This is a genomic window from Corallococcus llansteffanensis, from assembly GCF_003612055.1.
In the GTDB taxonomy this organism is placed as follows: domain Bacteria; phylum Myxococcota; class Myxococcia; order Myxococcales; family Myxococcaceae; genus Corallococcus; species Corallococcus llansteffanensis.
On the sequence record NZ_RAWB01000186.1, the window covers coordinates 1 to 16,223 of the forward strand.

10 protein-coding genes are annotated in these 16,223 nt (G+C 68.3%); 8 read left to right on the forward strand and 2 right to left on the reverse strand.

The features are described from left to right. Nucleotides 1–174: 174 nt before the first annotated feature. The 7 genes from D7V93_RS46705 (at nucleotide 175) to D7V93_RS18745 (ending at nucleotide 11,147) form a co-directional block, all read left to right on the forward strand. On the forward strand, nucleotides 175–726 hold the full coding sequence (locus tag D7V93_RS46705; protein ID WP_244237374.1) for a DUF11 domain-containing protein: 552 nt from the start codon (nucleotides 175–177) through the stop codon (nucleotides 724–726). A gap of 339 nt (nucleotides 727–1,065) precedes the next feature. Continuing rightward, on the forward strand, nucleotides 1,066–4,164 hold the full coding sequence (locus D7V93_RS18720; RefSeq protein WP_147451226.1) for a DUF11 domain-containing protein: 3,099 nt from the start codon (nucleotides 1,066–1,068) through the stop codon (nucleotides 4,162–4,164). A 237-nt stretch (nucleotides 4,165–4,401) separates the two neighbouring features. Beyond that, entirely contained in the window at nucleotides 4,402–5,007 is a 606-nt protein-coding gene (locus D7V93_RS18725; protein ID WP_120644711.1) for a DUF6445 family protein, read from the forward strand. Then, entirely contained in the window at nucleotides 5,004–6,611 is a 1,608-nt protein-coding gene (locus D7V93_RS18730; protein ID WP_120644712.1) for a hypothetical protein, read from the forward strand. Before D7V93_RS18725 ends, D7V93_RS18730 begins: the two co-directional genes overlap by 4 nt. Before the next feature lie 22 nt (nucleotides 6,612–6,633). Next, a complete protein-coding gene (locus D7V93_RS18735; protein ID WP_120644713.1) occupies nucleotides 6,634–7,869 on the forward strand; it encodes a cupin domain-containing protein in 1,236 nt (411 codons plus the stop codon). 3 nt (nucleotides 7,870–7,872) lie between these two features. Continuing rightward, nucleotides 7,873–9,048 carry a hypothetical protein gene (locus tag D7V93_RS47390; protein ID WP_120644714.1) on the forward strand — a complete coding sequence of 392 codons (1,176 nt, stop codon included), beginning with the start codon at nucleotides 7,873–7,875 and terminating at the stop codon, nucleotides 9,046–9,048. Then, a complete protein-coding gene (locus D7V93_RS18745; protein ID WP_120644715.1) occupies nucleotides 9,045–11,147 on the forward strand; it encodes a WD40 repeat domain-containing protein in 2,103 nt (700 codons plus the stop codon). Before D7V93_RS47390 ends, D7V93_RS18745 begins: the two co-directional genes overlap by 4 nt. A 9-nt stretch (nucleotides 11,148–11,156) precedes the next feature. Here D7V93_RS18745 and D7V93_RS18750 read toward each other — a convergent pair whose 3' ends face one another. Further along, entirely contained in the window at nucleotides 11,157–14,321 is a 3,165-nt protein-coding gene (locus D7V93_RS18750) for a lantibiotic dehydratase (RefSeq protein ID WP_120644716.1), read from the reverse strand. Between the two features lie 171 nt (nucleotides 14,322–14,492). On the opposite strand from D7V93_RS18750, the gene D7V93_RS18755 reads away from it, so the two are divergent. Further along, nucleotides 14,493–15,698, forward strand: a complete 1,206-nt coding sequence (locus D7V93_RS18755; RefSeq protein ID WP_120644717.1) for a hypothetical protein — start codon at nucleotides 14,493–14,495, stop codon at nucleotides 15,696–15,698. 74 nt (nucleotides 15,699–15,772) lie between these two features. Here D7V93_RS18755 and D7V93_RS45000 read toward each other — a convergent pair whose 3' ends face one another. Then, nucleotides 15,773–15,940 (reverse strand): hypothetical protein, encoded by a 168-nt coding sequence (locus D7V93_RS45000; RefSeq protein ID WP_158623789.1) that lies wholly within the window; start codon nucleotides 15,938–15,940, stop codon nucleotides 15,773–15,775. Between the last annotated feature and the right edge of the window lie 283 nt (nucleotides 15,941–16,223).

Sequence of the window (16,223 nt, forward strand, 5' to 3'; positions counted from 1 at the left end):
TATAAGAGACAGCTCACACACCGCGCCATCCTTGCGGCCCTCGCCCCTACGCTCATGTGTGGCACGGCATGCGTGGGCAGCACTGCCTCGGGAATGTCCCTGGATGGGGGAGCGACCGCGAGTCCGGCGGCCCCCGCGACTCCGCCCGCCTCGGCGCTGGCGCCCAGACCTCGCGTGAGGTTTGCCCCAGAAGACGAAGCCCCCATCGACTTCGAGAAGTTGAATCGGCTCGACACCGATGGCGATGGAATCATCGACGGCGATGACAACTGCCCCTCCGACCCCAACAGCAACCAGGCGGATGCGGATGGCGACGGCTTCGGCGACGTCTGCGAGCCCAGCCCACTGCCCGTGGATACGGCCACGACCCTGAGCCTCAATCCCTTACCTGCCAGGGTTGGCCAACCGCTCACCCTCACGATGACCGTCCGCAACACGGGCTCCCAGGTGGCCCTGTCCGTCGGGGCGTCGATTCCGCTTCCCGAGCAATTGGACTTCGTCTCGCTCGTCAGCAGCCAGGGCTCCTGCACGCATGACCGGTGGAGCAGCGTCCTCTGCAAGCTTGGCGATCTCCCCACGGGACGGGCCCTCACGGTCACCCTCCAATGCACTCCAAGCAAGACAGGAAGTCTGACCGTCAAGGCCTTCGCCCTGACCGAGGCCCTCGACCACGACGCCAACAGCGGCAATGACATGCCTTCCCTCTCATTGACCGTCTTGCCCTGACTCCGCCGACAGCAGATGCGGGGAGGCAATACTCTCTTCCGCACAGGACATACGGCACCATCCAACCAGACGCCACAATTCCGCACTCACCAAAGACCACCCCAGTTCAGTAAAGAATTGCAGTTCATTCCCCGCCCTGGTACCTACGCGGCGTTGCCACGTCAGCCAGCTCTCCTTTCACTGGCACAGGGCAACCACAGACCAGCTTGCATTTCTTTGCGTGGCCGGACGTCAAGGGGGAAATCTTCCAACATGAGTGTGTCTTCTCGCATCGCCGGGTTTTCCGGCGCCTTCAGTCGAGGTCTGTCCGCGGTTCCGTCCCACTGGAGTCTGCCACTGGTGGGTTCCCTGCTGTTGGCCGCCGCATGCGGCCCGGCAGAAGCGCCTCCCCGGTCACCTGCGCAAGCGCCCCACCCGAATGAGCCCAGGGCCGCACGTGCCACGCTCATCGTCCCTCCCGCCGTGGGCGTGAAGTACTACGGGAAGCAGTATGAAATCGAGGTGCTGGCGGCGACCGGCGAGAACAGCATCACCGAGCTGAAATCCGGTCCCTCCATCAATGACAATGGGCGGGTGGGATTCACCGCGGCGATCTCCAGTGGGCAAGCGATCTTCTACTCAGACGGTTCGCCAGATGCCCCCGTGGTCAGCCTGACGCCGGTCGCGCCCGTCAATGTCACCCCGAGCTGGGTGACCTCCAGCCGCACCTTCTTCGATCACGTCCAACTGTCCAACGATGGGTGGATCTTCGCGCAGGACCGCCTGTCGAGCGGCGCCTACATCCAGCGCCGCTGGGACACGGCGAATCCCAACACGAACGTCGTCCTGGCCCGGAGTGGCGAATCTGGCAGCAACTTCAACTCGCTCATCAGCCGCTCCAGCATGAACAACAACCTGGAGAGCGTCTTCGTCGCCCTCTCCAACAACAGCTCCACGAACGTCCTGGGCACGGGCGTCTCCCCCACCTACACCCAGACCACGACCCCCACCGCGGCACGGCCGATGATCTCCGATGATGGCATCATCGTGAGCCGTGAGGGCAGCGCGGCCCAGGCCACGATCCGCCTGCGGAACACGAGCCTGGCCACCGTGACGGATGTGGCCACGACGCTCTTCTTCTCCCAGGTCGGGGAGTATCCGGGAATCAGCGACGACGGGGCGATTGTCGTCTTCCAGGGCGTCCTGAACAGCGCTGGGGCAGCCGCCCTGGAAACGAACTCAGGCGCTGGCATCTTCGCCGCCATCCGGGACCCCAATGGCATCTATCGGTTGACCCGGGTCAGCGGAACACCCGAAGAGCTGGGGTTCAATCCAACCGGGGGGACCCCGGACCCCGTCGCCTTCAGCGCCTATGGCACCGGGCGCATCGCTGTCGTACACAACACCGTGGATGACCTTGGCATCAGCAACGACAGCTTCGTCGTCCTGTTCCCCGCGACACCAGACAAGGCCAGTTTCTTTGGCGAATTCACCACCCAGGCGGGTCTGTGGACCGTTCGCGTGGATCTCCGGGGGCAGGATTCGAACAACAAGTTCCTGACGCACCTCACGCGTCCGGTGCCCGTCGTGCAGGTGGGCGACACCCTGGGTGACCGGTCCGTGACGGCCTTCGAGCATTGGGACGCGATTGCGCTCGCGAAGCAGGCCGGCGTGACGTCCCAACCCGAAGCCTGGGGCGATCACCGCCTGGCCTTCAAGGTCACCACCGCGAGCGGGGCCCTCCTCCTGCGCTCCACCCGGGTCGACAGCGATCACGACGGGTTGATGGACCACTGGGAGAGACAGGGCATCGACTTCAACCAGGATGGTCAAATCGACCTTGACCTCGCGGCGCTCGGCGCCAGCGCCAAGTTCAAGGACATCTTCGTTGAAGCGGACTACATGAAGAAGACCTTCCCGACCGTGTCCTACCGGCCTGACACGGTGGGCCTGCTGGACGTCGCCAAGGTCTTCGCCAGGAAAAGCATCTACCTGCACACCCTGGTGGACGACAGCGACTCCATCAGCCATTCCAGCAGCATTTCGTTCGGGCGGACGTTGCTCAATGGGATCCCCCTTCCCGGCCCGTATTTCGAAGACCTGAAGTTTGGTTCCACCCCCGCGCTCTGTGGTCAAGGGCACTTCGGCACCGTGCAGGACCGGGCAAGTCCGAACTGCGCCAACATCCTGGGGGCTCGGCATCTGGCCTTCCGCTACTTCATCTTCGGAGAGGCTTTCAACGACGCTTCCCGGTCGACAGGGATCGCCAAATACAGGGGAAACGACGGCTTCGTCGCGACCCACGACCGTCCTTCGCTGAAGACCTACACGGGTGATCCGGCGGTCTCCTGCTACGGCAACGAGTCACGGGTGCTCTGCGGCATCCGCGAGGTCGAGAAGGGGACCTATCTGCACGAGCTGGGACATACGCTGGGACTGCTCCACGGAGGCGATGACGAGCAGAACTGCAAGCCCAACTACCTGAGCGTCATGTCCTACAGCCTCCAGTTCCGTTATGGCTGGGGTGACAAGACGCGCCCCCTGGGCTTCTCGCAAGTGGCCCTGCCTGATCCCTCGGGGCCCGCCCATTACCTCAACGAGGGCGCCCTGAGTGAAGCCGCCGGCATCGGATATACAGGGGCTCCCCGAAAGGTGGTGTTCGGCACCTCCATGGGAGACGTCAGGGTGGCGGACGCGACAGGCCCCATCGACTGGAACGGCGGTGGAGCGACCCCGGGCACCTACGAACAGAACATCAACTACATCAGCAGGCTCGAGGAATCGTGCCCGGCGAAAGCTCCGACCGCGAGCTCCGAGACCACGTTCCTCCTGGGCTTCGACGACTGGGAGTTGATGCGGTTCGAGTTCGAGACCACCCGCCCGGTCAAGACCAATGGCGGAACGCTTTTCAGTCCGGAAGGTGAGACCCCCATCGATTTCGAAGCACTCAACCTGCTCGATACGGATGGGGATGGAATCATCGACGGCAATGACAACTGCCCCACCGACCCCAACAGCGGCCAGGCGGATGCGGATGGCGACGGCTTCGGCGATGCCTGCGAGTTCGTCGCGCTCCCCTACGACACCGAGACGACGCTTGCGGCTTCGCCTTCACCCGCAGTTGTCGGCCAGCCGCTGAGCTTCACGGTGACCGTTCACAACGTCGGGTCGGCCCTGGTGCAGGGGATCATCGCCACCACCCGGCTGCCGGGCTCCATGACGTTCACCTCGCTCACCAGCTCCCAGGGTTCGTGCACCCGCAGCAGCCTCGGCGCCATCGAGTGCAAGCTGGGTGACCTGGGCACGAGCGCTTCCGCCACGGTCACGGTCACTGGGACGCCGACCGCGGCAGGCGATCTGAAACTCGAGGCCTTCGCGTTGGCAGGTGGGCTGGACCACGACGCGAACAGCAGCAACGACAACGCCACCCAGACCGTCACGGTCACGGCGCTGCCGTAACACCCTGCGCGGCGGCGGAGCGGCCTCCGGGAATCTCCTGCCGGACGCTGTTCCGTCGCCGCGGTGTCAACAGGCTCGGGCCGCGTGGTCGCGGGTCGACTTCACCTCGGTCACCCGGCACACCGTGGCTGGCAATGCGCAACCCCAGGAGGACCTTGTGAACTGTTGACATGCCCTGTCCAAAAACCGATAGTCCGCCAATCACAGTGGCTCAATCGCTATCGGAAAACATGCATCATGGCGGAACTCTCATTCCTGGTCGTGGATGACTACGCTCCCGATGCGGACGAGATGCGCCGTCAGGCCTTGAGTGCTCGCTATGGCGACGTGAACTCGACCGGGAACTACTCCGCCTACCGTGCCACGCAGGACGACTTCGACCGCATCTCCCGGTACCTTGGGGTGCCCCTCGTGCCCGCGGACCCCGCGGGCACGGGGCGTTTCAACTTCCGGACCGGGACGGCCCCCCTGGCATTCGACATCCACGTCGACCATTGCGATTGGGGGGGCATCCTCTATCTGAATCCCCCGGAGCAGTGCGAGGGCGGCACCTGCTTCTGGCGGCACAACGAAACGGGGCTGGAGCGGTGGCCCGGGCGGGAGGAAGTACCCGATATCTATTCATTGCTGGAAGGCAAGACGGTCTGGGAGTATTTCGTGGGGCAGGAGGGAAAGCACCGCGAGCGCTGGACCCAGGCATTCTTCCTCCCGATGAAGTACAACCGTCTGGTGCTGTTCCGGGGAAGCTTCTTCCATTCCCAATCTCATGCGTTCGGGGATCACGTGGAGAACGCGCGCCTGACCCAGCTCTTCTTCTTCAATGAGGCACGGCAGCGGACATGAGGGTCGTGCGCATCGCCGTTCACCGGGGCGTCTCCTTCACGTCGGGGACGGACCTCGCGCATGCCTGGCTGGAAGGGACTCCGGGTGAGCTGGAAGGCGTCATCGCGCGCTGGGCCCACCTCATCGAGTCGCACGGGCTGGGTGAGCCCTTGCGTATCGGTTCGTCGACGGGGGGGCTCATCCATGTCCGCGCGAGCGTCTTCCCGCTCCTGTCACCGGAGGTGCTGGCCCGCGTGCTCGCCCCCCCGGACCCTGACGGGGAGGGGCGGCTGCGACGCACGCTGATGCGCCTGGACCACGACAGCTACGCCTACCGGGTGGGGTGCGGCCTGTATCGCCGCCTCGCGGACCATCGGGGGTGGATCACCCAGCCGGTGGCGCTGGGCCGCTTCCAGTCCCTCTATCTGGGCATCGGGCGGCATTGCCAGCTCGTCACCATGAACCAGGACCAGGGGGTTTCGGGCATCCTGACCCTGGCGGGAACGAACAAGGCCTTTGGCCGGGACCTGCTCACGAGCGTGGGAATCCCCGTCGCGCCCGGCCGTCTGGTGCGTGGCCGGGAGGAGCTGCTGGAGGGTGCGGAGGCGCTGGGCTACCCCGTGGCCTTGAAGGACGTCCATGGCGGCAGCTCCGAGTCCGTTGTCCTGGGATTGCGCAACCCCGCCGACCTGGGGGCCGCCGCGGCGCGGTACTTCGGCGAGGGATTCCTCCTGGTCGAGCGGATGCTGGAAGGGGTGGAGCTCCGGCTCCATTTCATCGAGGCCGAACTCTTCCGCGTGTTCCGCTGCAGGCCCCGCTTCATCACGGGGGATGGCGTCAGCACGGTGGAAGGGCTGCTCGAACGGGAGCACCCCGAGCTGTACCGGCGCTTGCGCCGTGCCGAGGGTGCGCAGCACCGGCTGGTGCAACAGCTCTGGGGGCACGGCATCCGGACGGTGGAGGACCTCGCGAGATGGGTCCCCGCCACGGGCAGCCTGCTGCGCGTCTCCACGGCCACGAACGAGGAGATGGAGTCGGTCCCCCTGGAGGCCGTGCACACCGAGGACCGGGGCGCGCTGGAGCGGTTGCTGGCGCGGTTCGGTGGCGCGAGCGCGGGCGTCGACCTCATCCTTCGCGAGGAGGGAGCGCCCCTGCGCGAAGGAGGAGCGGTCCTGGAGATCAACGCGCCCTGCGGAACGGGCTATCTCCGGGGTGATCAGCCCGCGGCGGCGGACCGGGAGCTGGTGGGCTTCGCGCAGAAGGGCCCGGACTTCATCCCAAGCGGGGGACGGGTTCCCGTCTGGCTCGCGTTGGCCTCCGAGGACGGCATCGGGGCCGGTGCGTCGCGCTCCCTCGAGGACGCGTTCTTCCAGCGCTGGCCGGAGGGCCAGGTGGGCGTGCTGTCCCCAGGGGGGTGGCTGCCCATCCTGACGGACCCGCGCGCCGAGGCCTTCCTGATCTGGATCACGGAAGACGGGGTGCATGAGCACGGGATGCCGGGACATCTCCAGCCGTCGCTGTACTTCTCGGGGGACGAGCGGGACTTCCGCCTCCGGTATCCCCTGGCCAGTGCCACGGCCGCCCATGCCGGGGGGCGGCTGCAACCCCTTGCGTCGCTGACCTGAGGTCTGGCGAGGAGCGTAGCGTATGGAGTTCTTCGAGAAGCTGGGGCAGCGGATTGAAGCGGCGTGGGCCGCCACCGGCCATGACGAGCAGGCGCTCCCCGCCATCGCGGAGCGGGCGCTGCGAGAGGCGGAGTGCCACCGGCATGTCGACAGCGACCAGGTGGCGCGCTGGCTGATGACCGCGGAGCGGATCCCCGGACAGGGCAACGTCAACAATGGGTTCGGGGAGCCCGCCCTGTTCGCCTTCAACAACGGGCGGCTCATCATCCAGCTCCTGCACTGGGTCGTGGGGACGACCTCGCTGCACGAGCATGGCTTCTTCGGGGCCTTCAGCGTCCTTGAAGGCTCCAGCGTCCATTCCCGCTACCAGTTCACTGCGTCCCATTCCCACAGCGAGCACTTCCTCATTGGCGAGCTGGCGCTCCAGCAGTTCGAGTTGCTGCGCCAGGGGGACGTCCGGCCCATCACGGGCCGGCGGTTGATCCACTCGCTGTTCCACCTCGACTGCCCGTCGATCTCCGTCGTGGTGCGAACCGTCAAGCACGGCTCCGAGGGGCCGCAGCTCAACTACCTGAAGCCGTCGATCGGCCTCTATCCGGACCTGAATGATCCGCTGATGGCCCGGCGGCTCCAGTACCTGAAGCTGCTGGCGAGGACCCGGCCGGCGGAGTACCAGCGCTGGGTCCTGCACCTGCTGGAGCGGGTGGACCTGCTCTCCACGTTCCTCCTCCTCCAGCAGCTCGCGGAGGAGCTTCCCGCGAGAGCTTTCTGGGAGGCAGCGCTCGCGGAAGCCCGACGGCGGCATGGCGCGGTGACCGCCACCTTCCAGACGGTGTTCGAGATGCAGCGGCGCGAGCGGGCCATCGTGGGGCTGCGGGACGCCGTCACGGATGCGGACCATCGCTTCTTCCTCGCATTGCTCCTCGTGCTGCCGACCCGGCGCGCCATCCTGGAGGTGATTGGCCAGAGGTTCCCCGACGAGGAGCCCCGCCAGAAGGCCGCGGCCTGGATCGCCGACCTGGGCGAGAGCCTGGTGATGGGGGTTGAGTTCGACGAACTCAACCGGGAGCTGCTCCGGCTGCTGGTGTTGGGGCTCGACGATGACGCGGTGCTGGGGGCGCTGCGCGAGTCGTTCGCCTGGGAGGACGAGGGCGACCGGCGCGAGGAGCTGCTGTCGCACGTAGGCCGCCTGAGGAGCCATCCCATCGTGGCGCCCCTCCTCCAGGCGGAGGGACGCACTTCCTCCCAGGAGACGTGAACCATGGAACTCGTCCTGAACCCGACGCTGCGGCTCACCCCGGTCGATGAGCAGGGGCCCGCCTATGCAATCTCCGCGGCTGTCCGGGGGCGGGGGCTGCAGGGAGGCGTCATCTCGAGGGCGCAACACCCGGCGCTGTTCGACGTGTTGGAGCAGCTGCTGGGCCGTGCCGGGGGCCAGGGCTCGCACGTCGCCGTCTCCGACGCGCAGGAGCGGGCCTTGCGCCGGCTGGGCATCTTCATCCCTCCCTCGCAGGTGCCCCGACCGGTGAGGTTCCTGCACCGGCCCGTGCGCGGCGCCACCCGCCCGTCCCGCCGAAGCGCCGCTGCCGCCACGCTGCGGGTGAACCCGGCGGCCCGGCTTGAGGAGACGGCTCCTGGCGCCGGGCAGGACCCGGAGCTGGCGGAGCGGCTGTCGTCTCCGTACGTCCTGGCCTGGGTGCCGGAGCCAAGGACGCAGGCCCTGGTGCCGGTGCACCTGGAGCCGCGGCAGGCGGAACTTCTCGGACAGCTCTCGCAAGGGCGCCAGGCCCCGCCGGGTCGCCGCCCGTCCATGCTGGTGTCGGCGCTCGAAGGGGCGGGGCTCCTGCTGCCCCCGACCGAGGCGCGACAGGTCTCCGCGGGCCCGACCGCGCAGGAGCGTCAGTCGTTCCGGCGAAGCGGATACGCCGTGCTCGACGCCTTCTTCTCCCGCCCCTTCTGCCTCTCGCTGTCCGCGTACTTCCAGGCACTGCGCACCCAGGGCTTCCTGCTGGCAGGCGATGTCCAGGTGCCCCTGCGCAACGTCCTCTCCAACGAGGCGGTGTCGGTGTTCCTGCACCGGCAGCTCTCACCGTTCGTGTCCGCGCTGGTCGGCCGCCAGGTGAAGCCCTCCTATTGCTACGTCGCGGAGTACATGCCGGGCGCGGTGCTGCGCCGGCACGTGGACCGGCCGCAGTGCGAGTTCACCATCTCGCTCCTGGTGGACTTCCGGCCGCGCCCGGCGGGGAAATCCTCCTGGCCGCTCTGGCTCTCTCCCACGGGGAAGGATCGCCTCGGGGTGCGGCTCGGGATCGGGGATGCTGTTCTCTACAAGGGGCGGGAGATCGCGCACTGGCGCAACGCCCTGGCTCCCGACAAGCGGTCCATCTCCCTCTTCTTCCACTTCGTTTCCGAGTCGTTCGAGGGGGCCCTGACATGAACGGACCCGGCAGGAGGCTGGCGATCCTCGCGCTGCTGTTCGCCGCCTGTGCGACCCGCCCCGCCCTGCGTGAAGCCGAGGCGCTCCGGCCGTCCCCGGCCGAGCAGGAGCTCCGCTCGCGCGTGTACCTGGCGAAGGGGGACGCCGCCATCGAGTCCCGGCAGTGGGGACTGGCCGCGGGCTACTTCGCCGTGGCGCGCGCGTCGCAGGACTCCGCCGTGGCGCGCTGGGGGCAAGGCTGGGCGACGGACCGGGCCTCCCGCCAGCTCTGGACGAAGAAGTTCGAGGGCTCCGTGCTCGCGGTGGCCTTCTCGCCAGACGGGAAGCTCCTGGCCTCCGCGGGCTTCGACTCCGTCGTCCGCATCTGGAATGTGGGCAGCGGCGAGCGGGTGGCGGAGCTCAAGGAGCATCCGGCGGAGGTGCACGCCATCGCGTTCTCCCCGGACGGGGCGCTGCTGGCCTCCGCCGGCCGGCCGGGAGAGATCCGCGTCTGGGATGTGCGTCAGGGCCGGCGGGTGGCCGTGTTCCAGGGCCACACGGACGTCGTGCGGGGCCTGGCTTTCTCTCCCAGTGGGAAGCAGCTCGCCTCGGGCGGCGTGGACAACACCGTGCGCGTCTGGGACGTGGAGTCCGGCACGGAGCGGCTGCGCTTCGAACACGACGCGTATGTGATCGCCGTGGCCTTCTCGGCGGATGGCCGGTGGCTGTTGTCGACGAGCATGGACAAGACCGCCCGCGTCTGGGACCTGGAGGCCCGCAGGGAACTCCACCGCCTCACCGGGCATGAGGAGAAGGTGGAGTCGACCGCCTTCTCCTCGGATGGAAACCTCGCGATGACGGCGGCCGCGGACCATTCCATCCGCTTCTGGAATCCCCGGTCCGGGCAGCTCGTCGACGTCTTGAAGATTCCAGCGGACATCTCGGCCACGTCCATCGATCCCCGATTCCGGCTCGTGGCCCAGGCGGGTTGGGACGGGCGCGTGCAGCTCTTCGATGCACGCAGCGGCGAACTCCTGGAGCGCCTGGATGCCCACCATGCCTTCGTGATGTGCATCGCCCTGTCGCCGGATGGGCGCACCTTCGCGTCCGGGGGGATGGATGGGGCCCTGCATGTCTGGGCCCGGCCCTCCGCGCCCGCCGAGGTGCTGCTGCGAGGTCACGAATCCTGGGTGGAGACGCTGGCCTTCTCCCAGGAGCAGGAACTCGTCACGGGGGCGGAGGACGGCATGCGCCGCTGGCGCCTGGGGGACGCAAGTGCCCCCGCGGCCCGGACGGAGAGCACGGAGGCGGTCGTCTCGCTCGCGGCCAGCCCCGACCGGCGGCTCATCGCGGCAGGCACGTTGAAAGGGAAGGTGCGTCTGCTCGAAGCCACCACGGGCCGACAGCTGCGCGAGCTGTCCGACGTGAAGGGCTCGGTGCGCGGGCTTGTCTTCAGCCCGGACGGGAAGGTCCTGGCCGCGGGTGGCGACCGTGACGTCTACCTGTGGTCGATGCCGGACGGCCTGCTGCTCGGGCAGCTGGCGGGGCACACGGGGAAGATCTGGGCCCTGGCCATCAACGCGAAGGGGACCCGGCTGGCCTCCGGAGGCTCGGACAAGGTCGTGCGGCTCTGGGACCTGGGGCGGCGCCAGCCCCTGCGCCAGCTGGACGTCGGCGACCGCGTCCGGGCGTTGGCCTTCACGCCCGGCGACAACCATCTGGTGACGGCGGGCATGAACCAGCCCATCCGACTCTGGAATGCCGAGGACGGTCACCTGCTGAGGAGCATGGACGAGGGCTCCGTGGGCGTGCTGTCGCTGGGCGTGTCGCCCGATGGCGGGTTCCTGGCCTCGGGGGGGATGGACATGCTGGTGAAGGTCTGGAGCCTGCCTGGCGGGGACCTGATCGGGCGGGTCCGGGGCCAGCAGGGTTTCCTTTCGGCGGTGGCCTTCTCGCCCGACATGTCCGTCCTGGCTTCGGCGGCGTCCGACCGGACCATCCGTCTTCTCCATTTCGACAGCCTGGTGCACCCGCCGCCCGCGGGTGGGCATCTGGAGGAGACCCTGCGCGCCTATGGACTCGTCTGGGACGAGGCGCGGCTCGTCGTCCAGAACCGCTGAGGCCGGCGCTCAGGAGGAAGACCGGGGGATGCGCTGCCGTGCCAGCGCGGACGCGTAGTGCCGGGTCAGGACGTCGTAGAGGAGGGCTTCCCGCGGCTTCACCTCTCGCGTGAGCAGCCGGTTCACCTGCATGTGCACGCAGCTTCCCGCGAGTCCCTGGAGGCTCCAGCCCGCTGGGAGGGGGCTCCGCCGCGCCGACTCGACGTGGGGACGGAGGCTCCGGGTGCGTGCGTCCAGGTGTCCGACGAGGGCCTGCTCGAACCGCGCGCCGGCGTCGCCGGACTCGAGCACTTGCGCCAGCATGGGCCGGAGCTGCCGGTAGCGAAGGGCGAACAGCTCCAGGCCCTGCCCACCGCGCGGATGGGACAGCGTCTCGTCTCGCAGGTTCCGGACGCAGGCCCAACGCTCCTCCAGGGTGAAGCCCAGCGCGCCGAGGAGTTCGTGCGTCGAGCGCAGCGCGACCCACCACCGGGGGGAACCCTCGCCGCTGTCGTCGCTCAGTGCGCACGCGTCCAGCGCGAACTCGCTGTCCAGATGGAAGAGCCTCTCCGCCCAGGCCATCCCCTCCCGCCCGCCGTAGCGCTCCAGCTCCTGCTCGTACGTGTCGTGCTGGAGCTTCCAGAGCTGGCCGGCCTCCGTGAGCCTCCTGGACTCCTCTTCGATGCGTGGAAGCAGCTCCTCGCGGATCCGCGACGGGGGCCCGAGGATGCGGACGCGCAGGTGCCACGCGGGGTCCTGATAGCGGATGAAGAACCATTGGTGGATGGCGCCCGTGGACTGGCCTTGCCGGAGAAGGGGGGCCAGGCGGTCCAGGATGCGGTCGAGCAGGAGCGGCGCGGCGTAGAACTTGAGGTAGCGCCAGTCCGAGCCTGGAAGATGGATCCCGGAGCCGACACGGGAGGCAGCCGGTCCCACGCCGCGCACCGGCGTGGGAGGCGCGTCGGTCCCCGTCGTGAACGACACGAAGAGCTCGTGATGGAAGACGTGCCCCGAGGCATCGCGGACCGCGAGCGTCCGCGGCTCCGGGAACACCTCGGTGAGGTGGGTGGTGGGCGCGCGCTCGATGGCCTGGCGCAGGATGTCGGCGCAGAGGGGATTGTCCAGATCCACGAGGAGGGGGGCATCCCCTTCTTCCAGGTAGACAAAGCGCGGCAGCCGCAGCTGCTGGCGCAGCCCGTCGAGTCCCTCCGGGCCGCCCAGGTCCCCCCGCCACACCGTCCAGCGCGCGACGCAGAGGACCAGCCGCCCCCAGACGATCCGTGGAACAAAGCGGGCGCGACCCGCCCTCCCCAGGCTGAAGGCCAGGGCGGGGGTCGTGTCCTGGTGCTCCAGGGTGGCGAGGAACTGGTACACGGGCTGGTTCGGCCCGAAGTAGTCGTGGACGTTGGAGAGCCTGGGATGGATCTCCCGGTCCAGGCGCTCGGAGCGCAGGTGGATGCGCGCTCCCACCACGGACAGGCGGAGGTCCGACACCGGGAGCTGGTGCTCGGGAGGGACGCCGGGCTGGCCCAGGAAGACGATCTCCCGTTCGTGCAGGGCCACCCTCGCGACGAGGTCGCCCACCGCGCCTTCCGGCAGGTGGACGAGTTCCGCATGGAGCGGGCCGGCGGACTCCTGCTCCAGGCGCGACAGCCTGCCGACCAGCTCCTCCCGTACCTGGGGAAAGACCCGGGCGGCCCGGGACAGGAGGCGCGCACCCGCGCTGACATGATCGAGGCGGACCTGGAAGTGCCCCGCCTCCAGCTCCGCCTCGGAACGCGCCGCGACCGCGGCGACGACCGTCATCAGGGAGGGCAGCGGAGGGGGCGTCAAGGCGGGGATCGCCAGGACGTCCTCATCCGTGAGGGTGATTTCGGTGAGGTTGCGATGCAGGGCGTCGGTGACCTTCCCGAGCCAGTGCTCCTCCTGCGCCCGGGTCACCCGGAGCCAGTCCGCCGTCGCTCCATCCGCGTGGACCCCCGCGAAGTCCTCCGGTCCCAGCGTCGGGTCGAACGCGACGCCAAACTCGGGATCCAGGGCTTCGAGCAGGGGCACCTCGCGGGTGCCGAAGCGCTGGACGAACGCGTTGCGGAACTGGCGGAGTGCCGCGGGGAGGGGAAAAGCCCCGATGCGGTGGGTGAGCGCAATGGCCTTCGCCAGCTCCTCCAGCACCGGGGGGCCCAGGTGCATCCGCCGGGAGGGCTTCACGAGGTCGACCTGGACGAGCCGGCGACCTTCCAGGGGAACGCCGAACGGCTCCAGGAGGCGGTGCAGTCCAGCGAGGCCATCGCTGTCACGAGGCGCTCCCTCGCGGTCGAGCTCCGCGAGTGCCTCCCGGACCGCTCCGAGCTGCTGGGCGAGCGGCGCCCCCGCCTGTGTTCCGGCCACCGCCGCTTCCAGGTGTTCGAGCCCGTTCAGGGCCGTCAGCGGCGGCGCGAGCGTGGGCAGGAGGACCTCCAGCTCCAGGAGCTGCCGGACGAAGTCCAGGGCCTCCGCCGGGTCCACGCCTTCCTGTGAGAGCACCGCCGCCAGCTCCCGCGGGGTCGCGCCTTCCCGGGCGCGCAGCAGGACGCGCTGGAGGTGCTCGTCGTCCTCGAGGGCCACCCATTCATACCGCCTCGCGCGCTTGCTCGACGTCCTCGCGTACCGGACATGGCCGGCGGTCGTGTGAAGGCTGGTGTTGGGAGCGAGGCGTCGCTCCGCGTCGGGTCCGGACGCCCCGTGGAGCACCGCCGCGAGCTGGTGGAGATACTCGTAGCTCAGCCGGCTCTGTCGCCGGTAGGCCGCCGGGGCCTCGAGTTCGAGGCGGGTGTCGCCGCCCAGCGTGCCCAGGGAATAGCCCCCCATCAGGCCCAGGGGCGTGGGCTTCCCGGCCATTCGCGACAGGTACTTCACCAGCGCGCGCTCGACCTTCAGCCCATGACCGCTGTCGGGTGCCTCGCGCCATACGGCGATGTCCCCGCTGAGGGCGGGGGAGGCCAGCCGCAGGGCCTGCTCGATCAACGGGTCGCGCAGCAGCGCATCGAGTCGTGCACGGCTCGCGGCGCGCGAGGCCCCGGCCGCCCCGGCGGCGGTGTCGCCCCAGGCCGCGAACACGTCGAACCCCAGGAGCGGAGTTCGCACGATGACGTGGTGCAGGGGGAGCAACGGGCGCGCGAGCGCCAGCGCGCGGGGAAGGCTCTTCGGTGAACGCATCGCGCCGGGGTGTCCTTTCAGGGCCGTGTCACCGGGGGCTCCGGTGGGGAATGGGCAACCTGTCTACCTTGTCGCGTCAGCGGTTGTGTTGTACTTCAGCGACCGTGGCGGCAAGGCCCCAGCGCCCCGCCCCAGAAGCCAGACACAGGACCGTCCCCCAGGGGTTCCGCGATGCGCGTATTTCAGGAGTTGGGTGAGCGAATCCAGCGGGAATGGCACGCGCAGCACTACAACGAAAAATGCTTCTCGGGCATCGTCGAGCAGGCCTTGCGGCAGTCGGATGACTGGGTGCGCCAGTTCAGCGTGGAAGAGTATGTCACCTGGTTGCAGACGGTCGAGCGTCTTCCCCCCCAGGGCGATTTCAAGGTGGGGCTTGGCCATACGCCGCTCATTGTCTTCGAGTCCGGGCGCTTCTTCCTGGGGCTCTACTTCTGGCACGAGCTCGTGACGAACATCAACTCGGCGAGCGCCTATGACGTGTACGGGGTGTTGCAAGGGACCCTGCTGGAGGCGCGCTATGCGTTCGAGCCGTCCCCGGTCCACTTCAACACCCATCTCCAGTGGGGCACCCTCAGCCTCACGGATGTCCGGCATCTTCCCGCCGGCGCGGTGGCCGCCACGGACCTCCACGCCATCCATTCGATGTACTCGCTGGAGGGGTTGACGGTGGCGCTCGTCGCGTCGACGAATGCGTTCATGCGGTTGCGTCCCGTGTACGCGTACCGCCTGCCCGGGGTGGCCGCGGATGCGTTCCGGGATCCGCTGGCCGCGCGGCGGCTCCAGACCCTGGCGGTCCTGGCGGAGACAGACACGGCGCAGCACCTGCGTTTGACCCTGACGCTCGTGCGCACGGCCGACCTGGACACCGTCTACCGGGTGCTGGAGCACCTGGCCAGGCCAGGGCGAAGGTTCGCCGCGCTCGCGACCCAGGCCGCCGAACTGGCCCGGGAGCGTTTCGGCGAAGTCATCCCCGCCTTCATGCAATCGTTCGAGTCCCATGCGAGGGAGCAGTGGGTGCTCGACGAGCGCCGGTCCACGACAGACCCCGCGGCGAAACTCCTGTGGACACTGGTCCATGTCCGGCCCGGCCGGGAGCGCGTATTGAAGACGGTCGCCGCGCACTTTCCGGACAGGTCGCCCCAGGAGGTGATCGCTGGGTGGTTGGATGGCTTCTCCTCTCATCCCAGGGACGAGCTGCGTCTAGACGAGGTGAGTGTGTTCCTGCTCAAACGCCTGTTCGAGGGAAGGGCTCCTGAAGAGGCGGTGCGGCTGCTGGCCCAGGTGTATGGGGGGCAGGAATTGGAGGAGGCGGTGCCCCGGGTGCTGGAGCAATGCCTGTCCCTGCGAAAGCACGGGGTGTTCTCGGGGCTCCTGTAGACCGCGCGCATGAAACGGCGCGCGGAACCCGGGTATGGCGCCCCGCGCGCCCAACTCCATCAGGCTCCGAGAGTCTAGCCCGGGCAACCCATGGCGCCGGTCCCACCGACCTCCTTGGAGGTCTCGGGCGGCTCGAGGATGACCGCGTTCCCCCGCGCCCCCATCACCCGCGCCAGTTCTTCTTCGGTCAGGAGCGGGCGCAGCTTCGGCAGGGGCTTCTTGGCCTTGGTGTTCTCGGACATGGTGTTCTCCTGGGAGCGGTGGTTGCCATTCTTACGCCCCCTCTGTGATGGCTTCGCAACCAATGACAAGGTGCAGGGCGGATTGTCATCTGTCAATGATGGAATGAAAGTGAAGGCAGACGGTTGCGTGGCGAAAATATCCCTGTGGATGTGAGGCACGGATGACCCGCAACTCGCGTGCTTGTAAAGCTTTCCTGGCCAGGAGACCTGGGATAGATGGGGTGGACTTCTTTCCTTCCTGGAGGCTGGGGCAGCGAGATGCGGGGGGCAACAGGCATGCGGT